Origin of the sequence: Streptomyces sp. NPDC088354, from assembly GCF_044753585.1 — a bacterium.
In the GTDB taxonomy this organism is placed as follows: domain Bacteria; phylum Actinomycetota; class Actinomycetes; order Streptomycetales; family Streptomycetaceae; genus Actinacidiphila.
The window spans coordinates 75,891-100,526 of sequence record NZ_JBIVNJ010000033.1; the positions used below are offsets into that span (position 1 = coordinate 75,891).

27 protein-coding genes and 1 pseudogene are annotated in these 24,636 nt (G+C 67.8%); 15 read left to right on the forward strand and 13 right to left on the reverse strand.

All coding sequences use genetic code 11. The annotated features are described in order from the left end of the window. The first annotated feature begins 67 nt into the window (after positions 1-67). A complete protein-coding gene (locus tag ACIP98_RS32895; protein ID WP_401979416.1) occupies positions 68-748 on the forward strand; it encodes a TetR/AcrR family transcriptional regulator in 681 nt (226 codons plus the stop codon). Positions 749-857: 109 nt separating this feature from the next. On the opposite strand, the gene ACIP98_RS32900 is transcribed toward ACIP98_RS32895, so the two are convergent. The 6 genes from ACIP98_RS32900 to rpmG form a co-directional block, all read right to left on the reverse strand. Then, the gene (locus ACIP98_RS32900; protein ID WP_401979417.1) at positions 858-1,226 is read right to left on the reverse strand and encodes a DoxX family protein; all 369 of its coding nucleotides are present in this window, start codon (positions 1,224-1,226) and stop codon (positions 858-860) included. Between the two features lie 547 nt (positions 1,227-1,773). Beyond that, a complete protein-coding gene (locus ACIP98_RS32905; protein WP_401979418.1) occupies positions 1,774-2,796 on the reverse strand; it encodes an LLM class flavin-dependent oxidoreductase in 1,023 nt (340 codons plus the stop codon). Positions 2,797-3,178: 382 nt separating this feature from the next. Next, the gene (gene rpsR / locus ACIP98_RS32910; protein ID WP_401979420.1) at positions 3,179-3,415 is read right to left on the reverse strand and encodes a 30S ribosomal protein S18; all 237 of its coding nucleotides are present in this window, start codon (positions 3,413-3,415) and stop codon (positions 3,179-3,181) included. A gap of 20 nt (positions 3,416-3,435) precedes the next feature. Beyond that, positions 3,436-4,611 carry a GTP-binding protein gene (locus ACIP98_RS32915; protein ID WP_401979422.1) on the reverse strand — a complete coding sequence of 392 codons (1,176 nt, stop codon included), beginning with the start codon at positions 4,609-4,611 and terminating at the stop codon, positions 3,436-3,438. Beyond that, the gene (locus tag ACIP98_RS32920; RefSeq protein ID WP_319664037.1) at positions 4,608-4,859 is read right to left on the reverse strand and encodes a type B 50S ribosomal protein L31; all 252 of its coding nucleotides are present in this window, start codon (positions 4,857-4,859) and stop codon (positions 4,608-4,610) included. Before ACIP98_RS32920 ends, ACIP98_RS32915 begins: the two co-directional genes overlap by 4 nt. 6 nt (positions 4,860-4,865) lie before the next feature. Further along, a complete protein-coding gene (gene rpmG / locus ACIP98_RS32925) occupies positions 4,866-5,030 on the reverse strand; it encodes a 50S ribosomal protein L33 (RefSeq protein ID WP_319664035.1) in 165 nt (54 codons plus the stop codon). Between the two features lie 75 nt (positions 5,031-5,105). Here rpmG and rpmB point away from each other — a divergent pair, with 75 nt between their 5' ends. Both rpmB and rpsN read left to right on the forward strand, forming a co-directional pair. Then, positions 5,106-5,342, forward strand: a complete 237-nt coding sequence (rpmB, locus tag ACIP98_RS32930) for a 50S ribosomal protein L28 (protein ID WP_319664034.1) — start codon at positions 5,106-5,108, stop codon at positions 5,340-5,342. Next, positions 5,342-5,647, forward strand: coding sequence for a 30S ribosomal protein S14 (gene rpsN / locus ACIP98_RS32935; RefSeq protein ID WP_319664033.1), 306 nt, complete (start codon positions 5,342-5,344; stop codon positions 5,645-5,647). The genes rpmB and rpsN overlap by 1 nt, the downstream gene beginning before the upstream one ends. 650 nt (positions 5,648-6,297) lie before the next feature. Here rpsN and ACIP98_RS32940 read toward each other — a convergent pair. After that, on the reverse strand, positions 6,298-7,416 hold the full coding sequence (locus ACIP98_RS32940) for an NAD(P)/FAD-dependent oxidoreductase (RefSeq protein WP_319664031.1): 1,119 nt from the start codon (positions 7,414-7,416) through the stop codon (positions 6,298-6,300). A gap of 53 nt (positions 7,417-7,469) precedes the next feature. On the opposite strand from ACIP98_RS32940, the gene ACIP98_RS32945 reads away from it, so the two are divergent. Beyond that, positions 7,470-8,162 carry a TetR/AcrR family transcriptional regulator C-terminal domain-containing protein gene (locus ACIP98_RS32945; RefSeq protein ID WP_319664030.1) on the forward strand — a complete coding sequence of 231 codons (693 nt, stop codon included), beginning with the start codon at positions 7,470-7,472 and terminating at the stop codon, positions 8,160-8,162. Between the two features lie 32 nt (positions 8,163-8,194). On the opposite strand, the gene ACIP98_RS32950 is transcribed toward ACIP98_RS32945, so the two are convergent. Further along, a complete protein-coding gene (locus ACIP98_RS32950; RefSeq protein ID WP_319664029.1) occupies positions 8,195-9,496 on the reverse strand; it encodes an amidohydrolase family protein in 1,302 nt (433 codons plus the stop codon). 196 nt (positions 9,497-9,692) lie between these two features. Here ACIP98_RS32950 and ACIP98_RS32955 point away from each other — a divergent pair, with 196 nt between their 5' ends. Next, positions 9,693-10,814 carry an IS630 family transposase gene (locus ACIP98_RS32955; RefSeq protein ID WP_401979424.1) on the forward strand — a complete coding sequence of 374 codons (1,122 nt, stop codon included), beginning with the start codon at positions 9,693-9,695 and terminating at the stop codon, positions 10,812-10,814. Positions 10,815-11,262: 448 nt separating this feature from the next. Further along, entirely contained in the window at positions 11,263-12,174 is a 912-nt protein-coding gene (locus tag ACIP98_RS32960; RefSeq protein ID WP_401979426.1) for a ricin-type beta-trefoil lectin domain protein, read from the forward strand. Between the two features lie 399 nt (positions 12,175-12,573). On the opposite strand, the gene ACIP98_RS32965 is transcribed toward ACIP98_RS32960, so the two are convergent. Beyond that, on the reverse strand, positions 12,574-13,017 hold the full coding sequence (locus tag ACIP98_RS32965; RefSeq protein WP_401979427.1) for a hypothetical protein: 444 nt from the start codon (positions 13,015-13,017) through the stop codon (positions 12,574-12,576). A 45-nt stretch (positions 13,018-13,062) separates the two neighbouring features. Continuing rightward, positions 13,063-13,852: pseudogene (locus ACIP98_RS32970) on the reverse strand (IS5 family transposase). A 604-nt stretch (positions 13,853-14,456) separates the two neighbouring features. Here ACIP98_RS32970 and ACIP98_RS32975 point away from each other — a divergent pair. Further along, positions 14,457-16,094 carry a penicillin-binding transpeptidase domain-containing protein gene (locus tag ACIP98_RS32975; protein WP_401979429.1) on the forward strand — a complete coding sequence of 546 codons (1,638 nt, stop codon included), beginning with the start codon at positions 14,457-14,459 and terminating at the stop codon, positions 16,092-16,094. A 496-nt stretch (positions 16,095-16,590) separates the two neighbouring features. On the opposite strand, the gene ACIP98_RS32980 is transcribed toward ACIP98_RS32975, so the two are convergent. Next, entirely contained in the window at positions 16,591-17,016 is a 426-nt protein-coding gene (locus tag ACIP98_RS32980) for a hypothetical protein (RefSeq protein ID WP_401979432.1), read from the reverse strand. A gap of 132 nt (positions 17,017-17,148) precedes the next feature. On the opposite strand from ACIP98_RS32980, the gene ACIP98_RS32985 reads away from it, so the two are divergent. Both ACIP98_RS32985 and ACIP98_RS32990 read left to right on the forward strand, forming a co-directional pair. Continuing rightward, entirely contained in the window at positions 17,149-17,349 is a 201-nt protein-coding gene (locus ACIP98_RS32985) for a helix-turn-helix domain-containing protein (RefSeq protein WP_401979451.1), read from the forward strand. Next, positions 17,276-18,076: an IS630 family transposase gene (locus ACIP98_RS32990; RefSeq protein WP_401979453.1), complete on the forward strand. Its 801-nt coding sequence runs from the start codon at positions 17,276-17,278 to the stop codon at positions 18,074-18,076. Before ACIP98_RS32985 ends, ACIP98_RS32990 begins: the two co-directional genes overlap by 74 nt. 145 nt (positions 18,077-18,221) lie before the next feature. On the opposite strand, the gene ACIP98_RS32995 is transcribed toward ACIP98_RS32990, so the two are convergent. Then, positions 18,222-19,856: an IS4 family transposase gene (locus ACIP98_RS32995; protein ID WP_401979434.1), complete on the reverse strand. Its 1,635-nt coding sequence runs from the start codon at positions 19,854-19,856 to the stop codon at positions 18,222-18,224. A 283-nt stretch (positions 19,857-20,139) separates the two neighbouring features. Between ACIP98_RS32995 and ACIP98_RS33000 the strand changes: the two genes are divergently transcribed. Next, positions 20,140-20,304 carry a hypothetical protein gene (locus tag ACIP98_RS33000; RefSeq protein WP_401979437.1) on the forward strand — a complete coding sequence of 55 codons (165 nt, stop codon included), beginning with the start codon at positions 20,140-20,142 and terminating at the stop codon, positions 20,302-20,304. Positions 20,305-20,461: 157 nt separating this feature from the next. On the opposite strand, the gene ACIP98_RS33005 is transcribed toward ACIP98_RS33000, so the two are convergent. Next, positions 20,462-21,070, reverse strand: a complete 609-nt coding sequence (locus ACIP98_RS33005) for a hypothetical protein (RefSeq protein WP_401979438.1) — start codon at positions 21,068-21,070, stop codon at positions 20,462-20,464. 161 nt (positions 21,071-21,231) lie between these two features. Here ACIP98_RS33005 and ACIP98_RS33010 point away from each other — a divergent pair, with 161 nt between their 5' ends. The 5 genes from ACIP98_RS33010 to ACIP98_RS33030 all read left to right on the forward strand — a co-directional run bounded on the left by ACIP98_RS33010 (position 21,232) and on the right by ACIP98_RS33030 (position 23,008). Continuing rightward, positions 21,232-21,435 carry a type II toxin-antitoxin system Phd/YefM family antitoxin gene (locus tag ACIP98_RS33010; RefSeq protein WP_401979440.1) on the forward strand — a complete coding sequence of 68 codons (204 nt, stop codon included), beginning with the start codon at positions 21,232-21,234 and terminating at the stop codon, positions 21,433-21,435. A gap of 34 nt (positions 21,436-21,469) precedes the next feature. Then, positions 21,470-21,835 (forward strand): hypothetical protein, encoded by a 366-nt coding sequence (locus ACIP98_RS33015; RefSeq protein ID WP_401979443.1) that lies wholly within the window; start codon positions 21,470-21,472, stop codon positions 21,833-21,835. After that, entirely contained in the window at positions 21,832-22,155 is a 324-nt protein-coding gene (locus ACIP98_RS33020) for a hypothetical protein (RefSeq protein WP_401979445.1), read from the forward strand. Before ACIP98_RS33015 ends, ACIP98_RS33020 begins: the two co-directional genes overlap by 4 nt. Positions 22,156-22,574: 419 nt before the next feature. Continuing rightward, positions 22,575-22,724 (forward strand): hypothetical protein, encoded by a 150-nt coding sequence (locus ACIP98_RS33025; RefSeq protein ID WP_401979447.1) that lies wholly within the window; start codon positions 22,575-22,577, stop codon positions 22,722-22,724. Positions 22,725-22,810: 86 nt separating this feature from the next. After that, positions 22,811-23,008 carry a hypothetical protein gene (locus ACIP98_RS33030; protein ID WP_401979448.1) on the forward strand — a complete coding sequence of 66 codons (198 nt, stop codon included), beginning with the start codon at positions 22,811-22,813 and terminating at the stop codon, positions 23,006-23,008. Positions 23,009-24,636 lie beyond the last annotated feature (1,628 nt).

Below are 24,636 nucleotides of genomic sequence, written 5' to 3' on the forward strand. Positions count from 1 at the left end.
CATTCGGCGCTCGACAGGGAGCGCGATCAAGATCAGGCCGCGGGGCACCGAACGGAGAGATGTCGTAGTGACGGACGGAACACCAGCACGGGACGTGAAGGAGGCGGCGCGCGGGAAGTACGCCCCGGTCCGCATGGACGAGAGCGAGATCCTCCGGCGGGGCCTGGCCGCTTTCGCCGAACTCGGATACGCCGCGACCACCATGCGGGAGCTGGCCCGGCGGCTCGAGGTCAGTCACAACTTCATCAACGAACGCTACGGTTCGAAGTGGAACTTCTGGTGCGCCGTGGTGGATTTCGGGCTACGGGACACCCAGCCCGCGCTGGACCGGTTGCTCGCGGAGAGCCGCGACGACGGCGAACGCCTGAGGAATGTCGTCGTCGCGCTCTACCGCGTGGCCGCGAACGCCTCGGGCATGAACCGGCTGCTCAGCGACGAGTCCACCCGCGACTCCGACCGCCTGGACTACCTCCACCAGCGATTCATCAAGCCCTTCTGGGACAGCATCGAACCGACGGTCGACAGGCTCATGGCGGCCGGCCGCATTCCGCGTACGCCGGCGCACATCCTGTACTTCGCCGTCACCGCTCCCGCATTGGCCCTGGCGCAGGACCCGATCGCCGAGCGGCTGAACCCCGCCGCCGCGTTGGTGACGGAACGCGACAGGAACGACATGGCCGACGCGCTCTCCGGTCTCGTCCTCCGGGGCCTGCTCCCGCCTTCGCCCGGCGAGACCGTGGACGCCTAGATGCGCCGGATGGCTCCGCCGCGACGAGGAGTCGTGACGGAGCCATTGGACCGGAGTGTGGTGGGGGTTTCGCCGGTAGTGGGGGCGGTTCCGGCGAAGCGGCGCGCCCCTACAGTGACACGGCCAGCGTGACGGCGGTGGCCACGGCCACGAGCAGCAGCACGATGGGCGTGATGGCGGCATTGCGCGTCGCGCTGTCGCCGTACTCGCCCCTCTTGGCGTGGAAGTTGATCGCGCCGATGAGCACCACCACCATGCCGGCCGCGGCCGCGATGCCCAGCGGCTGCCACCAGATGCCGACGATCAGTCCGACTGCCGCGGCCGCCTCCGCGACGCCGACGAATCGGACCAGACCGGAGCTGAGCCCTTTCTCGATGAGGCCGTCCGGCACGGCGCCCTTGAGTTGCATCTTGGGTGCGCCGGCGGCGAGGAAGACGAGGGCGAGCAGAACGCTGAGGATGACGGCGGCTATGTACACGAGGGGTCCCAGTCATAGGAAGAAGGTGGTGGGGCGGCGCGACGACGTTCGCGGCAGGGCGGTTTCCGGCTTGTGCCGCTTTCGTCCGAGCCGCACGCGGGGTGCAAGCAATGACGGAGGTGCTTGACGAGTGTCAAGCGTATCATTGACGTGACAAGTATCGCCCGATGGTCGTGCGCTTCTGTCCCGACTGACCGAGGCTGATGGGCGCCACCTTCCGAGGAGCCGGCGCGGTCATCGTTGGCTCCACCACCGTCCGGACAGGGGCCCGCCGCGCGGGCGGCGCCGACCGCCGCATACGCGGACGCCCGGGGTGTGGGCAGCCGGGGCACGGCGGTGAGCGACGGTTCTGGATGACCTCGGCAACGGCTCACAGACGGGCCCGGCAGCGACGTTCGCCGGCGGCCGACCAGGCCGCGCGCCGCAGAGCGGACTCCGATGCCAGGGATCGCGGCGCCGGTGAGGCAGCTTCGCGAGCGCCGGCCGCCGGCTGTGCCGCCCGGACGGGCGGCCCGTCGATCCGGGCCGCCCGTCCGTTGACCGGGGTTCAGCGCCAGCCGAGTTCGGGTGCCACGTGGGTGAGGATGCTCTCCAGCACATGCGCGTTGTAGTCGACGCCGAGCTGGTTCGGGATGGTCAGCAGCAGGGTGTCCGCGGCCTGGATCGCCTCGTCGTCCCGCAGCAGCTTCACCAGTTCCTCCGGTTCCGCGGCGTAGGAGCGCCCGAAGACGGCCCGGGTCGTGTCGTCGATCATGCCGACCTGGTCCCGGGAGCCGCGGTCGCGACCGAAGTAGGCCCGGTCGAGGTCGTTGGTCAGGGCGAAGATACTGCGGCTGACCGACACCCGAGGCTCACGGGTGTGGCCCGCCTTCTTGTACGCGTCGCGGTAGGCCTCGATCTGCTTGCGCTGCTGGACGTGCAGCGGTTCGCCCGTCTCGTCGTTCTTCAGCGTCGAGCTCTGCAGGTTCATCCCCAGCTCGGCGGCCCAGACGGCGGTCGCGTTGGACGCGGAGCCCCACCAGATCCTGTCGCGCAGCCCCTTGGAGTGCGGTTCGATCCGCAGCAGGCCCGGGGGATTGGGGAACATCGGCCGCGGGTTGGGCGTGGCGAAACCCTCGCCGCCGAGGACCGTGAGGAACGCCTCGGTGTGGCGGCGGGCCATGTCGGCGTCCGACTCGCCCGGCGCGGGGTTGTAGCCGAACAGGCGCCACCCCTCGATCACCTGCTCCGGTGAGCCGCGGCTGATCCCCAGTTGCAGCCGACCGGACGAAATGAGGTCGGCGGCGCCCGCGTCCTCGGCCATGTACAGCGGGTTCTCGTAGCGCATGTCGATCACGCCGGTGCCGATCTCGATCTTCGAGGTCCGCGCGCCGATCGCCGCCAGCAGCGGGAACGGGCTGGCCGCCTGCCGGGCGAAGTGGTGCACCCGGAAGTACGCACCGTCCACGCCGAGCTCCTCGGCGGCGACCGCGAGGTCGATCGACTGGTGCAGGACATCCGCGGCCGACCGGGCCTGGGAATGCTCGCTGGCCGACCAGTGACCGAAGGAGAGGAATCCGATCTTCTTCACCCAGTGGCCAGCGTCCGGAGGCCGCGTTTGATTCCCCTCCGCTCCGGGTGGCGCCGCCGGCGCCAGGACGAGGCACTGAGCCTTGGCCGCGGCAATCACGCAGGGCGGTGTCGCCCGCGGCGTTGCCGCCCCGGGACCCGGGCGCCGTCGCGGCAGGCGGCGTGGCCGCGGCACGGCGTGGCCGCGGCACGGCGTGGCGGATGCCGACCGGGCGCCCAAGCGGGCCGTGGGAAATCTCGACCTGCGGTCGTGACGACGGTTCATCGTCCGAAGGGCGTGCAGCGGCGCCGATCGCGGCCGCCGCACCCACGGACCGCTCAGGTGGGCCGTGGGCGCGGCGGACCCGGTTTTTGGGGAGGGTCGGCGTATCAAGCGGCCGGCGTCAGCGTGTTCGGTAGGGCAGCAGTGCCATCTCGCGGGCGTTCTTGACGGCGCGGGCCAGGGCACGCTGCTGCTGGGCCGTGACGCGGGTGACGCGGCGGCTGCGGATCTTGCCGCGGTCGGAGATGAACTTCCGCAGCAGAGTGGTGTCCTTGTAGTCGATGTAGGTGATTCCCGCGGTGTCCAGCGGGTTGGGGCGGTTCGCGGGCTTCTTGTGAGGGTCGCGGCGGGACGGCATGGGCAGGGCTCCTGTGCGGTTCAGGCGGTAGGGGCGAAGAGATCGTCGAAGGCATGCGGGAGGCGTCGCCAGGCGTCGGGTCCCGCCGTGTACTCGGCGTCGGTGAGGAGGCAGGACTCCAGGAGTTCCAGCAGCCCGTCCCGGTCCAGGCCGGGGGCGGTGAACTTGATGTGCTGGGCCCGGTCGCCGTGTTCGGGGTGCCAGTCCAGGGCGGCGGCCACCCGGCGGGTGGCCGGCACCATGTCCCAGGCGGCGTCCGGCAGGGCGGCGAGCCAGGGCCCGGCCTCCTCCACGCACAGCGCACCGCCCGCCGCCTCCCACGACAGCAGGGTGTCGGGGCGGTCGGCCAGCCAGAAGCGTCCCCGGCTGCGGGCGGCCGCGCAGGTCAGGTCCTCCAGCGCGGCGTACAGCCGGGCCGGATGGAAGGGCCGGGTGCGATGCCAGACCAGTGTGGCGACGCCGTGTTCGTCTGCTTCCTGGGGCAGCAGCGCGCACGCCGGGTGCTGACGTTCGGCGGCCGCGCATACGTCGAATCCGGAAGTGGCGAAGGACAGCAGCAGACCGGAGCCGTACGCCACCTTGTGCGCGGTGGGGTGAAGTTGTGCGAGCAGCGCCAGGTCCACGGGGTCGGCGTCCTCGTCGCCAGGGGCGAGGGCGAGCACGGGAGCGTATTCCAGCTGGCGGGCGAAGGTGTCCGCGATCGTCCGCCGGTCGGTCGGTGCCGCGGCCAGTTGCTGCTCGGACAGGTCGTCGCCGCAGCTGAGGTAGGGCAGCACCAGCTGGGGGTCGATCGCGGTGACGACTCCCCGCAGGTCGAGGACTTCCGCCGAGTGACGTTCCCCGAGCTGCGTTCCCGCGATGACCTCGGCCATCGCCTGCGGTTCGACGGAATCCCAGAGTTCGACGACCGCCATCCGGTACTCACCGCCATCGGCGAGGCGGAGCAGTCGCGGGACGAGATCCTCGCGCAGGGCACAGCACGCGCAGTCGTTCACCAGCGGTGTCTCGTGGGTCTCCACCGTGCCGGCCCGGTCGCGGGTGCTCGCCAGGACCGTGCCGCCCTCGGCGGAACTCAGGTCGTGGTGCAGTGCCACCACGCCCGGGGAGTCGAGCAGTTCGTCCACCACCGCCTTGCGGGCCTGCTCGTGCAGCCCGGCGACCAGCACGACGGGCAGCCGAGGCCGGCGGGGGTTCACGGTTGTCCCTTTCCGTAGCGTCGTTCGAACCGCTGCACGCGGCCCGCGGTGTCCAGGACGCGAGCGGTACCGGTGTAGAAGGGGTGACTCGCGGAGGAGACCTCCACATCGATCACCGGGTAGGTGCGGCCGTCCTCCCATTCGACGGTCCGGTCACCGGTGGCTGTCGAGCGGGTCAGGAAGGCGAATCCGGCAGCGCGATCACGGAAGACGACGTGCCGGTACACGGGGTGGATGCCGGGCTTCACGGGAGGTCAGCGCTCCTCTCGGAACTCGACGTGGCGACCCGCGACGGGGTCGTACTTGCGCAGGACGAGCCGGTCGGGGTCGTTCCTGCGGTTCTTGCGGGTGACGTAGGTGTAGCCGGTCCCGGCGGTCGAACGGAGCTTGACCACCGGCCGCAGTTCGTTGCGTGCCATGCCGCAGACTATACAGAAATGGTTTTCGTTTTCGATAAGGTGGTTCCCGTTCCACCCCCTCGACCCTGGAGAGTCATGTCCGCCCACTGCCAACTCACCGGCCGCAAACCCGGTTTCGGCAACGCCATCTCCCACTCCCACCGCCGCACCCGCCGCCGCTTCGATCCGAACATCCAGCGCAAGCGGTACTGGCTGCCCAGCGAGGGCCGTCACGTCCGCCTCACCCTCAGCGCGAAGGGCGTCAAGACCGTCGACGTCATCGGTATCGAAGCCGCCGTCGCCCGTATCCGTGCGCGCGGGGAGACGGTCTGATGGCCAAGAGCAGCAAGATCGCCAAGAATGACCAGCGGCGTGCCGTCGTCGCCCGCTACGCCGCCCGCCGCGCCGAACTGAAGGAGATCATCCGCAACCCCCGTACCTCACCCGACGATCGGGCCGCGGCCCAGCGCGAGCTTCGCCGCCAGCCCCGCGACGCCAGCCCCACGCGCCTTCGCAACCGCGACTCCACCGACGGCCGGCCCCGCGGCTACCTGCGCACCTTCGGTCTTTCCCGCGTCAGCGTCCGGGCCCAGGCCCACGCCGGCTTCCTGCCCGGAGTGCGCAAGTCCAGCTGGTGACCCACCACCCGCTCGGCATGGGCTCCTCCCGGCCGCGCCCCGTGCGTGGCGCGGCCGAGAGGAGCCACGACGGTGTCCGCGCCGGCGCTCAGCGGAATCGCGGAGCCCGAGGGCGGAGCGCCGCCGTGGCGCGAAGGGCCTGGAAGCGGCGAAAGCCTCGTGGTGCTCAGGGGGCCCATGACGCACGTGGCTGTGCATCTGACCGGCCGGCTCACCGAGTTGTACGACAGGCCCGCGTGCTTCGGTGTCCGCCCCGGTCCGTGGCGATGCGGATCGTGGATGCGTCGATGGAGCCGACAGGGCATCCCTCGCCGGACGAGGCGGCTCCTATCCTGCGTCAGCATCCGCATGCGGCCTTCCCGCCCTCCCCGCCCTCCCCGTCCTCCGCGCTCACCCTGCTGTTGGTCGCTCAGGCCGAGCACGGGGCAGCGGCCGCCCGTGGGACCGACGGACTTGCGGTCGGCTGTGGATCCGGCTCCCGATCGGGCTGCCCGGCCGGCGACCGCGCCCAGAACTCCCGCGTCGTGCACTGGCGGTTGCCCGTGGGGCGGCGGGATCGGAGTGGTTGTCCGGGGGTCGCCTCACCAGGCGTCGTCCTCCGGTGCGAACCGGAGGGCGTGCGCACCGGATCGGGTGTCGGCGCTCGGTGGTCAGGACGGCTGTACCTGGTCGAAGAGGGCGAGCGCTTCGGCGGGGTCCGGGCTGACCAGGCGTTCCAGGCCGGCTGTCGTCATCTTCGCCCACCTGGCGGCCCGCTCCCACATCCGTTCCTCGAAGGCGCTGACGGCCTCGTCGAGATCCACTGGACCGGTGGCGATGGACTCGGCGAGTTCGGCGCCTTCGAGCATCGCGAGGTTCGCGCCCGCGCCCAGTGGGGGCATCAGATGGGCGGCGTCGCCCAGGAGCGTCACCCCGGAGACGTGGGTCCAGGTGTGGGACACGGGCAGGACGTAGAGGGGGCGGTGGACGAAAGCGGTGCCCTGACGCAGGAGGTCGAGGACGGGGGCGGCCCAGCCGTCGAACAGAGCCAGCAGACCCGATCGCACGGCCTCGACGTCCGTCAGGTCCAGGTCCGTGTGCCAGTCCAGCGGCGCGCGGAACTGGGCGTACACCTTGACGTGGCCACCGCTGTTGCGCTGCGCGACGAGGGCCCGGTTCACGCCGTACACAGCCATGGAACCGTCGCCGATCAACCTGGCGAGATCGGTGTGGCGGGTGTCGACGTCGTCCAGGAAGGTCTCGACCGCGGTGACGCCGGTGTAGTGCGGCGTCACCGGCGAGACGGCCCGGCGGATCCGGGACCAGGCGCCGTCCGCGCCGACCACGAGGTCGAACGTCTCCTGCCGCCCGTCCGCGAAGTGGACCACGGCGCCGTCCCTGCTCCCCGGGACCACGCGTGTCACGTCCTGGCCCCACCGGACGTGGAGGGGGCCGAGCAGCAGGTCGCGGAGGTGCCCCCGGTCGATCTCCGGATTGGCCCGGTCGTCCGGACGGGGCCGCCAGTCGCGCAGGACGGTCCCGGCCGTGTCCAGGATCCGCATGGCCTGACCCTCGGGACGGGACAGCGCCTCGAACTCCGCCAGCAGTCCCGCCTTGTGCAGGGCGAGTTGGCCCAGTCCCTTGTGCAGGTCCAGCGTGCCGCCCGGGGGGCGGGCGTCGGGGGCGGGATCGCGTTCCAGAACGGTGACGGGGTAATCGTGGCGATGCAGGACACGGGCGAAGGTGAGGCCGGCCGGGCCGCTCCCGACCACGGCGATGCGATGTCTCATGTCGATACACTGTATTGGCTCGCTGCGATGTATCGCAACGGTACGGTGTGAGCATGACTGTGTGGGACCGGCCGGAGCCGCCGACTCGCCCCGTGCCCCTCGACCGCGAGCGGATCGTCGCCGCCGCCATCGCGCTGGCCGACGAAGGCGGGCTGGAAGCGGTGTCGTTGCGCAAGGTCGCGGCCCGGCTGAACGCCGGCCCGATGCGGCTCTACGGATACATCTCCACCAAGGAGGAGATCTTCGACCTCATGGTGGACGAGGTCCAGGCCGAGATCCTCCCCGAGGAGCGGCCCGAGGACTGGCGGGACGCGCTGCACACGCTCGCCCACCGCACCAGGCGGGCCGCTCTCCGCCACGAATGGCTGGCCGACCTGCTCGGCGGCCGCCCGACCCTGGGCCCGAACGGCCTCGCCGTGGCCGAGGCCACGCTGGCCGCCCTCGACGGCCTCGCCGACATCGACACCGTCATGCGCGCCGTGGAGACCGTCAGCGCCTACTCCACCGGCGCGATCAGGCGCGAGATCGCGAACCTGCGGGCCGAGCGCGCCACGGGTCTGTCCAAGCGCGACTGGCAGCGCGCCTCCGGCCCGCACGTGACGAGAATGCTGGCCACGGGTCGCTTCCCGGCGCTGACCAAGGCCGTGCACGACGGCACGGACGTGGACGCCGAGACGTCCTTCGCGACGGGTCTGGAGTGGGTCCTCGACGCCGTGGCCGCCAGACTCACCCGGCCGCCGACGTGAGGCTCAGGTCTCGCCGGAGGTGGCTTTACCTTTCAGCCGGCCTTGGGCGGGCCGAAGCCGTACCGGCGTGCGCGGACGGCCGCCACGACCTTCGCGACCCGGGCGTCGAAGGCGTCGAGTTCCGCCGTCTCGGCCGCGTTGGCGACGAACGGCCGTCGGTCGCACAGGACGCCTGCCCGCCAGATCCGTTCGAGGCCTCGGCTCGCGGTGATGTCGGTCAGCGGGTCGCCGGACACGAGCACGAGGTCCGCGCGCCGACCGGGTGCGACGTGCCCGCGGTCGGCGAGGGCGAACACGCGCGCCGGAGCGGCGGTCGCGGAGCTCAGCGCCTGCGCGGGCGTCATGCCGCATCGGTGGAGCAGTTCGAGTTCACGGTGCAGACTCGCCCCGAACACGGTCCCCGGGTTCGGGGCGTCGGTGCCGGCCAGGATCGTGACGCCGGCGGCGACCAGGCGGCCGACGTTCTCCTCGGCGCGCGAGTAGGGCGGCATTTTCCGCCCCTCCTGGCCTGACGCGCCAGAGGCCAGCCGCCGTACCTGCGCGTCCCCGAGTCTCGCGGCGAGGCGCGGGTCCGCGACCACGGCGGCCGCGCCCGGCTCACCCAGGACGTTCTCGAGAGTGGCCAGCGTCGGGCCGACCGCGATTCCGGCCTCGGCGATCCGCTCGGCCAGGACTCTGTCCAGTTCACCGTCCACGGGCACGTGCGCGATGACGTCGACGCCCGCGGACAGGACCTCGTCCACCCCGGCCACGGAGTTGATGTGCCCGACCACCACGAGTCCGCGCCTGTGCGCCGCCTCGGTCAACGCGGTGATCGTTTCCAGGTCCAAACCCGGCGTCGCCCACCGACCCCTCGCACCTGAGGGGCCGAAGATCTTCAGATAGTCCGAGCCCTCGGCGACGCGGTCCGCGACGAACTGCTCGGCCTGCTCCGGTCCGTTCACGGTCGGGAACGGGTCGTACATCATCGAGGGATGCCCGCCCGGCGCGGTGGCACCGATCCCCGCGGAACGCACGTCGGCCACGTCCGCCCGCCCGCCGGCCTGCCGCTTGGCCGCGGCCATCACGTCGGCCTGGCTGAACATGTCCAGTGCGGTGGTCACACCGAACACGAGCCCCTGCGCCAGCGCGCCGGGCACGAGGTGGATGTGCGAGTCGATCAGCCCGGGGAGCAGGGTGCCGCCCTCGGCGTCGATCACCTCGTCGCCGTCCCGGGTGGTGGGAACGGTGGCGCCGTCGGTGATGATGCCGTCGGCGAACCGGACGGACGTCCAGTCCCGCAGCCGGGTGCCGTCAAAGACCCTCGCGTTGACGATCGCCGTCGCTCTGCTCACGGGGCTCCTCCCGGACGGACGCGCTTCATGGCCAAGGCCGGACGCTAGGGCGTCTGGCAACGCAGAGGCAACCCGCGTCCTCAGCCTTCCAAGCCGGTGACACGGAGCCATACCGTCCCCCTCATCCAAGAGCGGCACGCCCCCCGGCATAGGATCCGCTAGTGTCCTGCGCCGGTAGTCCGTCGTTAGATGTTTGATGAGTATTTCTGGTGGTGTGTCGGTGCCGCGGCGGGGTCCGAAGTTGGAGCCGTTGCTGTTGGCTGATGACGAGCGTGCGGTGTTGGATCGGTGGCTCCGGAGGGCGAACTCGGCGCAGGCTCTGGCGTTACGGGCGCGCATTGTGCTGGCGTGTGCTGGGCCGGAGGTGCCGGCGATCGTTGCGGTTGCCCGGGATCTGCGGGTGAGCGCGGACACGGTTCGCAAGTGGCGGCGAAGGTTCCTCGCTGACCGGTTGGACGGCCTGGTCGACGAACCGCGGCCGGGCCGTCCGCCCACGATTACCGTCGAGGAGGTCGAGGCGGTCGTGGTGGCCACGCTGGAGGAGATCCCGAAGAACGCCACGCACTGGTCACGCACGTCGATGGCGGACCGCAGTGGGCTGTCGAAGTCCACCGTCGGCCGGATCTGGCGGAAGTTCCAGCTCAAGCCGCACCTGACCGACACGTTCAAACTCTCTACGGACCCACTGTTCGTGGAGAAGGTCTACGACGTCGTGGGCCTGTACTTCAACCCACCAGACGGCGCGGTGGTGCTGTCGGTGGACGAGAAGTCACAGATCCAGGCCCTGGACCGGTCCCAGCCGGTCCTGCCGATAATGCCGGGCATGCCCGAGCGGCGCACCCACGACTACATCCGCAACGGTCTGACCACCTTGTTTGCCGCTTTCGACGTCGCCACCGGCGAAGTCATCACCTCGCTGCATCGCCGCCACCGGGCCGCGGAGTTCAAGAAGTTCCTGATCAAGATCGAGAAGGAGGTTCCCGCACACCTCGAGGTCCACCTGATCTGCGACAACTACGGCACCCACAAGACCCCCGCGATCAAGGCGTGGCTGGCCAGACACCCCCGGTTTCACATGCACTTCACCCCCACCAGCTCTTCCTGGATCAACCAGGTCGAGCGGTGGTTCGGCTTCCTGGCCGACCAGATGATCCGCCGCGGAGCACACAAAAACGTGCGCGCCCTCGAAGCCGACATCCGAGCCTGGGTCAAGAACTGGAACCAAGACCCCAAGCCGTTCATCTGGACCAAAACTGTTGAAGAAATCCTCGACTCCCTCGCCCGCTTCTGCCGACGAATCTGCGGCGCAGGACACTAGCCGAGCAACATGGCGCGTCCGTTCTATGTGAGCGCGGTGTAGACGTGAATAGTGATCCTGCGAGGTGTGACCAGGCCGCGTAGGCAGCGAGTGCGGTCTGCGATGCGGATTGGTTGGATGGGCCACGGCCGCTGAGGCCGACGAAGAGTCACACCGTGGGACGCCAAGGGACAGGTGGCTTCCGCATGCTGTGGCGTGCCGTAATCGAAGCCTTGTCCGGCGGCCCTGTCAGATCTGGTATTGGAAGGAATCAATGGCAGCCTCTCCTGACAAGCCGACGGCGGCAGACGACGTGCGGGCTGCGGGCGCCCCTCGCGCCCAGTTGCCCAAGCGCACAAGGAGAGCGAATGCGATCGCTCACGCCAGCGCCACCCAGAGCACGACCCCGACAGACTGGGCCGCCGACAAGGCAGCGACAGTGCCCGCGCAACAGGCTGACGTCCTCACTATGGATACCAACGAGCCACAGGAGAAGGCCGACTCGGTCTACGCGGACGGATTCGCCGCGGGATTCGCTTTCGCTTCGTACCCAGAAACGGCCGCCTCCGCCGGGACCCCGACACCAGAGATGGACCAGCACGCGAACACGGCTGGAAAGCAGACGCCCGGTTCAATTGTCCACGCCCGTCGCTTTCGATGGGCGCTGTTGTTCAGTGCCGGTCTGGCGATCAGTCTGCTTCTGTCCCTGCCCATCTTCGCCGAGGACTCAGACTCCGATGGCAGTGGCTCGACAGCAACTCCCCTCACTGTCACCACCCCGAGCATCACGCACTCTACAAAGAACGCCTCCAAAATTCAACGCCCCTCGCCCGGACGAACTCCAAGCCAGTCAGCGCCGAGGACGTCCCCATCATCTACACGCGACTCCGATACCGACGTTTCTGTTCCTCCTCAGGATTCCGAGGCGAGCAAGGACACCTCCGGGGGTCAGGCGGACACAGGTCTCCATGATGCCGCCTCCCCTTCTTCCGAGGCCGGTTCAGGTGTCTCGATACGTAATCACGTCTCCAACAGGTGCATCGACGGCGGCTCGATGGGAATCGCCCCGTTGCAGATCAGAGGCTGCTCACCCAGCGCAAGTCAACTCTGGGAGATTCTGGCGGAGGACAGGATCATCCGTGCCGCAAGCAAGTGCATGGATGTCGTCGGCGGATCGACAGAAGACGGCGCGGTCATTCAGTTGCTCAACTGCAATGGCAGTGACTCGCAGAGCTTTCGACTCAATACGTCCCATGATCTAGTCAACCTTCAAGCTCACAAGTGCGTCGAAGCCACGGACGCAAGCGGAAGTAACGGCACAACGCTTCGGCTATGGACCTGTACCGGCGCACGCAACCAAAAGTGGAGCGCCAGTGATTAACTGACCCAACGAGTTGCGAATGCGTGGGCCTTGCACTGTTTCACCACAGTCGCCCATCTCACGCTTACACCAACCACGGCATTCATAGCGGCAGTAAGGTGGATTGCGGGCGTGAGATCGCCTACTACCTCGCCTATATGCCACGGCGGCCACTGATATCGACCAACTCGTGACGGTCACAGGGCGACGATCGGCTATCGAGAATAGCTTCCAGGCCGCGAAGAACGAATGCGCCTGGCCCAGTACGGGGTCCGCCGCTACACCGGCTGGTATCCGAGTGGAGCGGGGCTTTTCCCCAGTCCCACTACTACCGATAACGCAGTCGAAGGGAATCACCCTTAGAACTCGTAACACGATCTTGCTCAGTCGCTGGCTTCGAAGTCGAGTCGCTGGGCGTCGTCAGGGGGCCGGGGGTCCGTTGCGCGAGGTGTCGTGGGAGGCCAGCACCGCGTCGATGAAGGGTCTCGGCGGGAGGTAGCGGTGTGCCTGCACGTAGTGGCTGATGAGGAAGGGGGCGGCGAAAACCTCGGTGGGTGAGGCCGGGACACGGATCTCGCCGCTGCCGCGGGGCGCACGAGGCGTGGCGTCGTCTGCGGTGTCGCACAGTTCGCACGGGTGCGTCCCCAGGGCGGGGTTGACGTACTGACCGTGCAGGTTGCGGTCGAGTTGTTCCACGAAGCCGGGAGGGGGTGAGCCGACGGCGAAGGGGTGGTCTGCCGCGAGCCAACCGACGTTGATCCGCGTGTAGCGGGGGGTGAAGCTCACCACTCGGGTGCCCTCGCCCTCCCAGATGGTGTCCTCCGGCTCCTCAGCGTAGGGGCTCAACTCTTCGTAGAAAGTCACCGCTGATCTCTAGCACGTGCTGCCGTGCACACGGTTGCCCGGGAGTTATCGATGCCTCAGCCGCCGCCAACAGATCAGGGCACAGGCCAGGGAGACCAGGCCGTCGTGAAGGTCGAGGCATCGTCCCCAGCGCACTGCGAAGCGCTTGAACTGGTGCAGCAGAGCGAAGGTCTGCTCAACGACATAGCGGAGCTTGCCCAGGCCCTGAATGTTCGGACTGCCCTTGCGGGAGATCACCGGCATGATCCGGCGGTTGCGTAGTTCCCGACGGAGGGGGTTGCTGTCGTAGCCCTTGTCACCGAGGAGCGCGTCGGGACGTCTGCAGGGGCGGTCTGGGCGGCCGGCGACGAGCGGGATGCCGTCGACCAGGGCGACGGTCTGGGTGACGTCGTTGACGATGGCCGCGGTGGTAATGACCGTGAACGGGGGCCCTTGCCGTCGCAGATCACGTGGTGTTTGCTGCCGGTCTTGCCCCGGTCGACCGGTGACGGGCCAGTCGCCTCGCCCCCCTTTTCGCCTTCACGTGGGAAGCGTCCACGCAGGCGCGTGACCAGTCGATCTGTCCGGCCGCGTTCAGCTCGGCCAGCAGTCTCCGGTGCAGGGCCTGGAAGACGCCGGCCTCGTGCCACCGGACCAGGCGCCGCCAGCAGGTCTGCCCCGAGCCGAAGCCCAGCTCCATCGGCAGTTGCTGCCACGTGATGCCGGTGTACAGCACGAACAAGACGCCCTGCAGGCACTTCCGGTCGTCCACCGGGCGCGGCCCCGGCGACCTCGGCAGCAGCGGCCCAACCAACGTCCACAACTCATCATTCACGATCCACGGCTTCCTGCTCACACCCCACGAACGGCGGAATCGTCGCACCGGACACGCCCACCAGAGACGATTCACATGATCGTGTTACGAGCCCTTAGCAGGCGGCGAGGCTGTCAACCGACCGCCCTCCTCGACGCCATGCGCCATGCGGGGTAGCAACTTGTCCCTGACGGCGGGAAGTTAGCCTCTTGTCATGAGCGCGGCCCTACCGCAGCCCCCAGTCCGAGTCGCGCGGTTCGGTGTCGTCCAACACCTGAGTGACAGCGCCGCGCTCAAAGCGCGCATCGCGTCAGGTTGCCGTCGACGACAATGGAGATCCGGTCGTAGGTGTCCCGCGACTGCTGACTGTTACTCGACATCGGGCGGGCCTCGGCGGCCAAGCGCCCGTCGAGGCCACCTCCGACCTTGAGGGTGGAATTGTGGCGCCGGGAACTGGGACCAATACGCCAAACCCTTCTGCGTAAGGCGACACCGGAACATCCCACAATATCGGCATGGTAACGTCGTGCCAACCAGCCATAGATCCCGCCCCAAACGGCAGAAATCTTTCGGAAGTCGTTGCCCTTTTCGGATGTGGGGCCTGGCCGGGCGGGTACACGCCTAGCAAGCTACCCGGATACTGGGGATGACCGAAATGAACAAAAAGATCAAAATCGCCTTGGCGTCAATGCTCTGCGTCACGGTTGGGGTGCTGGGATACGGTATCTATACTATCGTCGTCGCTCTCGGTGAAGATCCGTGGAATGACCATCGGCATTCTAAGCTCGCCATATCAGAAGAGGCTCCTGAATCCGAAGCTGCCGCTCAAGCGTCCTCAACTTTCTTCTCGGCTTGGAGCAATGGCGACCTTGAAACGGCGGCCCTGGAAACCGACGATCCAGATTCGACCTTTCGGGCCATGATACGGTATCGGGACCAACTTGCGATATCCAAGATCGACGTCACCATGACCCCCGAAGTCACCGTAACCCCTCACGGAAAATCGCCAATCGCGTCCCTGCCTTTCGGCTATCACGCAACGGTCCATCTACGGGGACACGGCACCTGGTCATACGCAGGCTTGGTGCGCGCCATCAAGGCAACCAACGGCAGCACAGTGGTCCACTGGGACAGCTCGGTGCTGCATCCCCGGCTGACGGAGCAGACGGAACTGGACCTGGGAGAACTCCCACCAGCCCCTGCCGTAATCACCGACAGCGCGGGCACACGAGTCACACAATATGCCTCAATCAAGCCACTCGTCGGCGCCATCGCCAATCCTGAAGATCCTCGCTTCCTCGGAAAACCGGGGACCGGAGTAATGATCAAAGAAATTGCAAGCGGAAAGGTGCTGGATATCGTACACACCTCCACTCCATCTAAGCCTGCCGCGCCACTTAAGCTCACCATTGACGGCCCATACCAGAAAGCGGCCGAAAAGGCCATAGCCAAACAGGGCAGAGGTGGAAAGCGCATCGCCTCTCTGGTCGCCATCCAGCCCAGCACTGGACACATCCTTGCGATTGCTAACACCAAGCAGTTCAACGCGGCCTTCAGCGGACTCACCGCACCTGGCTCCACCATGAAAATCATCACGGCTGCCGCACTGATGGAACACGGCGCCACACCAGACACTGCAGCCCCTTGCCCTGCCCGCCTCTATGTCGACGGCAAGGAGTTCCACAACGTGGAAAACAGTTCGAACTTGGCGGCAACACTCCGGGATGATTTTTCAGCCTCGTGTAACACCGGTTTCATAGGGCTCCGTGCCAGCCTCGATAAAAACGACCTGACCGACGAGGCCCGAGACGTATTCGGGATTGGTCTGGAATGGCACACGGGACTGGCCAACGCCGATGGCAAGGTGCCCGTTCCTTCAAGTGAGATCGAAAAGGCGGCGTCCATGATCGGGCAGGGATCCATTCAGATGAATCCACTCGCTATGGCCTCCGTCGCCGCGACTGTGAGTTCAGGTGAGTTCCGACAGCCCGTCATCAGGACAGACATCCCCCAGCAAAAGGCCGCTCGTTCACTTTCACCAGCCGTCGTCGCGCAGCTGCGGGACCTGATGCGCACCACTGCCGTCCGTGGCACCGCTGCCGGAGTCATGGCAGGTCTAAGTGGAGGTGCCAAAACGGGCACTGCAGAGGTGGGTTCAGCCAACGACAGCTGGTTCGTCGGCTACCACGGTGATGTCGCCGTTGCGGCGATGGTAGAGGGCGGCGGCCATGGTTCGGACGCCGCCGGTCCGGCAGTCCGCGCCGTTCTGACTGCGGGGTCATAAGAGCGTTACCGTCGCAAGAGGAACCTCACAGGTTGAACGTCTCCGCACTCTGCAGGCCCGGTGCCCCCAGGCCGAGCTTTCGATAGGGGGACCGGGCCATGCTCTGGGCCCGGAGCCCAGCGGCTCCCTTGCAGGACCGCGCAGGAGATTACCCTGCGAGTTCTTCTGCGGCCCGAGATGGGTTGCTGCCAGGCTCGGCGCTCGTGATCCGGCATGACCCGCGAATAGCTGGCCCCAGTCAGGGGCTGACGTTCCCCCGGACATGTCTGTCGGAAGCGAGCGTCGGCCTGGCCCACCCGTTGGCCCTTCTCGGACGGGTCATGCTATGGACTACCAGTCTTGAGACGCCACACCACCCCCGTCGAGCTGCCTGCAGCGGGCCGCCGGAGATCGTACGGCCCATCTCCTCAACCGGCATCAGCGATTCGACCAACACCCGTCCTTCTGCGAGTAAACGACTACCCGTCAACCCAGCTGTCCATCAAGCCGCATCCCTCTACCAGTGGTGAACGACGTCTCTCACCTGGCCAGATAGCGAACGCTGCTGGAGTGCTAGTGGTTGCGCCCGTTGATTCGTCGGGGATGGCGGGTCGATCCAGGCTGTGGTGTTGCCGAGGTAGAGGCCGCAGGCGCAGTCGAGGGCTTCCTGGGGGGTTCCGGTGGGGTAGCCGCTGGGCAGGATCGATTTCTCGTAATCGTCGTGGCTGGCGCGGTAGATGGCAAAGCCCCAGGTGGTAGCCGATCCGGTGTAGCGCAGGCGCATCAGGGGCAGGGGGGTGCCGTCGGAGAGCTGTCCGGCGACGTAGGCGAACTCGCCGTGGTAGCGGACGGTGATGCCGTCGAGCTGGGGCCAACGCTCGCGTGCCCTGGCGGCCAGCCGCTGGCGCAGCGAGGTCTTGGTCGATTCCGGCGGCTTGGCCATATGGCCATCGTGCCCTACCCGGTTGCCAGCATCATCAAGGGCGTGCCTTCCAGTCCTTATGTCATATGCCTTGGCGATGCTGAGCGCGCTGAGCTGGAGTCGCTGTCCCGCCGGGCGACCGCGCCGCACCGGATGGTGCTGCGGGCACGGATCGTGCTGCTCGCGGCCGCCGGCGCCGGGAACAGCGAGATCGCGGGGCGTCTGAGCATCTGTGAGGACACGGCTCGCAAGTGGCGGCGCCGGTATTGGGGCCAAAGGCCTGGGAGGGCTTTGCGACGCTCCGCGACCCGGGCGGCCCCGCGTGTTCCCCACTGCGGTGGCGGCCCAGGTTAAGGCCCTGGCGTGCGAGATGCCCGCCGCCAACGGGACGCCGCTGGCCCGCTGGACCTGCCCGGAACTGGCCCGGAAGGCTGCCGCGGATGGCATCGCCCCCACGCCCTCGCCGTCCACGGTGCGTCGATGGCTGGCCGGCGACGCGATCAGGCCCTGGCAGCACCGGTCGTGGATCTTCCCACGAGACCAGCACTTCGCCCTGAAGGCTTCCCGTGTCCTGGACCTATACCAGCGGGAATGGGACGGCAAGCCTCTCGGCTGCGAGGAGTACGTGATCAGCGCCGACGAGAAGCCCGGCGTCCAGGCGCGGATGCGGATCCACCTTCCACTCCCGGCCGGGCCGGGGCGGGCCATGCGCACCGAAAGCGAGTACCGCCGCTACGGCGCCCTCGCTTACCTGGACGCTTACGACGTCCACCGCGCGAAGGTGATGGGCCGGTGCGAGTCGTCCACCGGGATCAAGCCGTTCACCGCGCTCGTCGACCAAGTCGTGACGGCCGAGCCGTACGCGTCGGCGAAGCGGGTGTTCTGGGTCGTGGACAACGGGGCCTCGCACCGCAACTGGGCAGCGGCAGCCCGCCTCAGCGATGCCTACCCGAACGCGCAGATGGTCCACCTGCCCGTCCACGCCTCCTGGCTGAACCAGGTCGAGGTCTACTTCTCCGTCATCCAGCGCAAACTGCTCACCCCGGACGACTTCGAGGACCTGGACGAACTCGCCACCTAGGTCCTCGCCTTCGAAAATCACTACAACGCCGTGGCCGGACCATTCGACTGGAAGTTCACCCGCGCCGACGGGCCTTGACCCCGGATCCTGAACACGGGTTATGCGGCTTTGACCAGCGTAGGGGCCTTGACCCAAGGCCGGGTAGTTAACGTATTTGCGCTGGTGGCAAGGGGTCATTCTGGCTGGTGTAGGTGGCGGGTCCGGCCTTGTGGATGAGTCCCTGACTGGCCCATCGGTCGAGTTGTCGGCGCATGGTGCCCAGGGTGATGTCGTCGAGGTGGCGGGCGAGGTCTCGTGGGTGCCAGTGGCGGTCGGGTTCGGTGTCGAGGATGTCCAGGACGCGCTGTCGGCGGCGGTCGTTCGGCCGGGTGTGGCGGTCGTCGTGTGAGGTGGCGGGCAGTTCAGGCTCGGGTGCGAGGATGGCGATGGCCAGGCCGGTGACGGTGCGGCTGGTATCCGGACGGCCGTCGTCTTTGCGGTCGTGGTAGCGGGAGATCGGCGACTTGACCTTGCGGGTGCTGACGCGGGGCCGCCTGGGCGGGAGAAGCGCGGCCAAGATCCGCCGGCCGATGACGCCGGGCGTCCCGCGGCCGGTGATGCCTTCGGCCTGGAGCACCAGGTCCCGGGCGGTGTGAAGGGCGATGGCGAAGCCGCAGCGGTCCGGGTCTGTGCCGGGCCGGGACTCGGCGGCCTCCACCATGACCGTTCGCAGGGCTTGGTAGAGCGTGAGCATGGCCCACATCTCCTGCTCGACGCCGACCGGGTCGCCCGAGCGCAGTACCCGGCCCTGCCAGAGGGTGTGCCGCAACGCGAAATACGCGGACTCGTGCTCCCACCGCTGGTGGTAGAGGGTGACCAGGGCCGAGGCGGGGTAGCGGCGGGCGTCGGTCAAGGTGGTGGCGAGTCGGTAGGAGCCGGTGAACGAGGTGCCGTCCTTGCAGGTCACGGTGATTTTGGCTTCGACGATGCGGACCGGGACGGTGCCCAGGACGGACAGGTAGGAGCCGTCGCCGAGACGGGCCAGAACTGGAGTGCGGCGGTTGGCGCGGAGCCGGCCCAGGAACTGGGCGCCAGTGTCGGCCACGTTAGCCAGGAAGGCGTTGGCGTCGAAGCCTTTGTCCCATAAGACCAGCATGTCAGGGCGGAGGTGGTGCAGCAGCCGACGGGCGTAGTCGGTTTCACCGACGCTGGTGGGGCCGAAGACCGCACCGATCAGGGCCCGAGTGCCGGTCTCCACCAAAGTCATCAGCTCCACCATCGGGTAGCCGCCGCGGCTCTGCGGTCCGAACCGGTCCACATTCCGGTCGCTCTCGGGGACCTTGATAGAACTGCAGCCGTCGAAGGAGACCGTGCGGAAGGGCCCGAACCGCACACCGCGCGTCTTCGGCCGGGCCAGCGGCCCCGCCAGGATGTCAAAAAGACGCCGCATCGGGACGGTACCGACCCGGCGGCGCAGGTCCCGCAGGGCCTTCGCGGTCGGCCACACGGTCTCCAGCCCAGCCCCTGCCAGGGCCGCGGTCAGTTTCTGCCACACCAGCCGGTACCCGACCTCCGGGAACAGGCACATCGCAAGCACGAAATAGACGCCCACCCGAGAGGGCAGGTCCCGCAGCCGGCGCTGCACGGTCAGCGTCTCTTCCAGGACGGCGTCAATGAGATCGAACGGCAGTACCTGGGTCAGCTCGCCCAAGTGGCCGGGAGCGAACCGCCCGCCGGCGACCGTGAACTCGCGGAACACGGTCGTCAGACCGGAGGGCAGGGCACAATGACGTGCAAGCAACGGAGCTCCGAAAGTGGCAGACAGTCTTGGCGGACTACCTGCTCCAACGGGGCTCCGTCGCTCATGTTCCGGACCGTCACCAGCTCGCTTGCCACCAGCGCAAATACGTTAACTACCCGGCCTTGGGTCAACGCCCGGTTGATCGGCGGTCAGCATGCGGAGCGTGATGTGGTTCCGTTGATCGCTGCCTGCAGTGGGGTCGACGAGGCGGTTGAACGGGCTCGAGCTCACCCCGAAGGCAACACCTGGTACGCGGCGGAGCACATCGCCGGCCTCCTCGCCGGTGCCGGGCGCACCCGAGGAAGCCGTTACCGTCCTCCAGCAGCAGGACCGCAGGAACAGCCATGACCTGGCCGGCTACCTCATCGACCTCGGCCGCGTCGAGGACGCCCTGGCCCTTCTCCAACGGCGCAACCCCCGGCTGCCCAAGCTGACGGTCGGGTCCTGACACGACGATCCTCCGTTCTGAGGCACTGCCTGGGATCATCGGTGATCCGGCGCACGCTGCTCCTCGACGAACGGAAGCACCGCGGTATCTGTGCTCCGGGAGGAAGGGTGTCCACGATTGCCGTGCTGCGCAGAAGGGGTTCCTTCGGCACGATCTGTTATGGGGATCGCGACATGTACCGCCACACGGCGTGCTCCAAGCCGGCGCGGTCATGTCCGAGGAGATCGGCGGTCCCTTCGTACACCGCCCGCAGCTCCCCATAGCCCGGGCCCGTGACCCCGGCCTGGGCGGCGAAGGCGCGCAGGTGCACGTCGACGGCGACCTGGGACCGACCGACGAGGTTCCCGAGATAGTCCACGCTCTTCGGCCCCACGCCCCTTGTCTTCCGCAGGGCGTCACGGTTGGCCTGCCGGCCGAGCCACGCGTGGAGCTCCTCCCGGGTGTCGACGCGTTGCGTGACCAGGAGGTCGGTGATGGCGTGGGCGGTAGCGACCCGGCGGGGGCTGTTGAAGTCCATGGCGGTGGCGAGGTCTTCGGTGGCCAGACGTGCCTGGAAACCCTGGACCGTGGCGGCGTCGGGCCATGCGGCCTGGAGCCGGATCAGCCGCGGCCGGATCGTCGACTCGTACCTGCGGCGGACGTGGAAGCTGGCGTCGCAAATCACGGCGCCCATGTGCGTCCAGCCCCGGGGCGGGAGGAACGGGCCGTCGCCGAGGGCGGCCCGCACGTGGGCGGCCAGGCGCTGCACCGGGCTGTGCGCGGTCAAGGGCCCATGATGGCGTCCGGCCGGGCCCGCGTACCCGGGAACACCGAAAGCCGGGGAAGGGGAGAGGAAACGGCGCCGGGGCGCTGCTGGGCGGGAGGGGCGCTGAGTGGGCAGGCGAGGGTAAGTATCGCAACTATGATAGTTTGGGTACTGTGACGTACATGGAGACGAGGACATACACGACGATCGACCTCCGTAAGGCCATGGGGGAGATCCTCGATCGCACCCGGATTGCGGGTGAGGCGGCCGCGATCACGCGCAAGGGCAGGACGGTCGCCTATCTGGTGCCCGCCGAGTGGTTCGAGCAGCACCAGCAGCCGACCGCACAGCAGCCGGCCTCCGACGCCGGCCGGGACGCGGCCTGAACCGCCAGGCCGGAAGATCGGGAGCCCTGGCCTCATGACTGCTCAGACAGTGCATTTCGATGGACCCGGGGGAGACAAGCCCCCGGTCCCGTTGATGCCCGAACGCACTCCGCAGGCTCTGCGTCTGGCCATCCAGGAGCACGCCCCGCACCTCCTGCCGGACTTCGAGTCCCATTGGCGTCGGGCGATCGGAGACGCTTTCAACCTCACACCCGTGCCCGCGTTCATGCGTCTGTGGTGGACCCAGTACGCCATCGCTCGCGATCCCCGCCTTGCGGCACACCTGGACGATCTCCAGTCGCGCGCCGCGACGTGCGAGGACCGCCAGGAGTCGGCCGCTCTCCTGGCCGAGTACAGCCGCCTGCGGCGTGAAGCAGCCACTGTGCAGCCGGGCCAGTGACCGGCGACCTCCCGCAGCCGCCCTGGCAGATGGACTGGACCGCAGAGGCACGACAGGAATTCGACGCGATGCCCGCCGACGGCCGGCAACTCGTCCTGGCCGCCCGCGCCGAACTGATCACCGCCCCGGACCCCTACTACCGAGGGATCGACGCCGACGCGTCCCTGCCGCACTGGATCACCATCCGCCCCCTCGCCTCCACCAGCCCCGGCGGACCCCACATCGCCGACCTCGCCGGCGGCCGCGGATGGCTCATCTACACCTTCATCCGCCGCCACGCCGAACCCCAGATCACCATCACCGACGCCTTCTGGACCTGACAGACCGTGAGCCGACAGCACCGGCCGGCTTCCACACCCCAGTCGTCGTGCGAAGCTCCTCGAGGACCTGACCGCCCTCAACGACGAAGAGCCGTCCCAAGCCCCGGACGGCGCCCGTGCTCCCGCCACACCGCCCTGCCCACCCCGGAACGCCCCGATGGCGCGGTCATCGCCACCGCCGCCCGGACCGGTGGGCCGGGCAGCTCGTCAGGGTTCTCGACCTCACCCGACTCCTGCGAAGCTGGCTCGCCCGTTCAGCCTGCACGAGGCGACCGGCAGCCATGCGGAAGCGGGTCCGTTCAGCCCCCCGGCGCTCCTCAGCGACCGTCATGCCCGTAGTTCCCATTGAAGGGCCAGGATCACCTGTTCCGGTCCGACAGCACTCCTGAACGACGCCTCCGGACTGCCATAATCCAGCCATGGGAAACCTCTACGACTACTACGCGGCCACCGACGACACGCAAGCCCTCGCGCTGTTCGAAGACGGCTGCATAGCGGACCCCTTCGGCACCCTCGGCCTCAAAGGGACAGACCCCTACCTGATCCTCGGACCGTCGAAGCCCACCTGACAGGAGGGTCCGAGGAACAAGCAGAAGCCGACCCCCGCTTCTGCACACTGCTCAACAACGCCGAGCACGAAGGGCCCTGGCCCGTCTTGCTCAACGACACCCTCCGCGACGCCCTTGCAGCGGCCTCCCCGGAGCGCCTGCTGGATGCCGCCACCGCGTGGACCCGCACGCAGGACGGTGGCGGGCAGGACCCAGGGCTCATGGCCGACTTCCTGGAACGCCTCGCCGAACTCGCCCGCGACGCCGGGCCACCACGACGCCTGTACTGCGGCATGTCCCTATAGAAAACCAAGCCGCGCCACAAGAGAAACCGTCGAACCCCCAGCAGCATGCCGCGCCTGAAGCGCATCGGCCCGAATGATGGGCGACGGGTGGCGCGTAGGGAAGCCGTTGGCACGCGAGATTCTCGTCCGTCGAACTCTTTCCGCAGGCCCCAGGGGTGACAGGGGGATAGCGGAACGACCGGGGAAGCGAGTGGCGCGGGACTGGACAGCGCGGACGTGCATTGGGCTGGTGAAAGCTCGGAATGAAGCCGGGCCTGGTGTGTACGCACGACGCGTACACACCAGGACCTCGGGGTCAACGCTCAGTTAGATCGCTTCGTGCCACAGTTCGGTGCCGATGCAGTAGAACGCATCCGTGTTGTACCGGTTGTTGTAGAACGTGGCAAACTGGCTGCACACGTCTACGTTCGGCTCCTTGGCGACAAGGTACGGGCCGGTGCTGGTCGCTGACGCAGATCCCGAGCCGACCCCGAGAATGCCGGCTGCGCAGACGGCAGTAGCGAAAGCCAGGCCGATTCGCTTAGTGCGCTTCATCGAATGAATCTCCCTTGCCAGAGAAAATTTCCCGAGACGAGTGGTCCCGACGTTTCGGTGCCACGTCTTTCGACTCACGGAAAACCGTGGCAGAAGGATATTCGTGTTCGGCTCTTCGGCTCAATGATGTCGGGATGTTGCAGGATGAAGATAGCCTTCACCATCTTTGCACGCGGTCTCCGTCCATTCGAAGTGCATCCAATCCGGGACTGCCAAGCTTCCGCTCTTGTGAGATAAATGCAGGTCAGGATGCATTTCAGGGCATTGGGTGATGACTCCCGTCGATCAAGGCACCCCGTACTCCGGGAGGGGTGTGAATGATTTGTAGTCGCCGACCGCGAAAATGACTTCCGTGTTCCGAAATCTGGCGCTAAGGTTCAATGGGTCTTGCGTGTGATCTCGCCCACCTTGCCGACTGGGTGAAAATTTGATTTACTACGAAAATTTTTTGCTCACCACCAGCCTGTGTTATGGCCACTGGACGAGTTCGGGAACCTGGGGTCTGCGCCTCTGCCGAACAGGGAATCCCCGCACTCACAGTCCCCCTCCCGCCGGAACTCACCGCCCTCGAGGAACAGCCCCGGCACTCACCGGTCCGGACGGGATGGCCCGCCCGCCGCTGCGCTACGCACACGCCGTACGAGGGACGCGACCCGGGCTGCGACTGAGGGCGCGACCTGGTACTGCGTCGGGCGAGGGCTGCTGGTGAAGCGAACGAGGCGTACTGCGGGGTCGTGGCCGGCGTTGGCGGGTAGCTCCGACGGTGGCTGAAGGTAGCGCCCACTGGGGTCTCGGCCGATGTACCGAAGGTAGGAACGCCGGTCCTTGCGGTCGTCGCGCTGGTCGGGTGGGGTGGGCAAGCCGGTCGGGCAGGCCGACACCTCCTCCTCCCCCCGCGCGCGATAGCCGCTGGGGAGGACCAGAGTGGGAGCGGGCCGGCCGCCAACGCCTATTCCGCTGCCTCCCTGGAAGCGCCGCCCACCGAGGACAGCGACAGCGGGACCGGTTGGAGGTGTTGCTGGTCGATGTGGCGGTGACCGATCCGCTGGCGGTGCTGGCGGCGGTGAGCCGATTGGAGGCGTCGATCGAGCGGC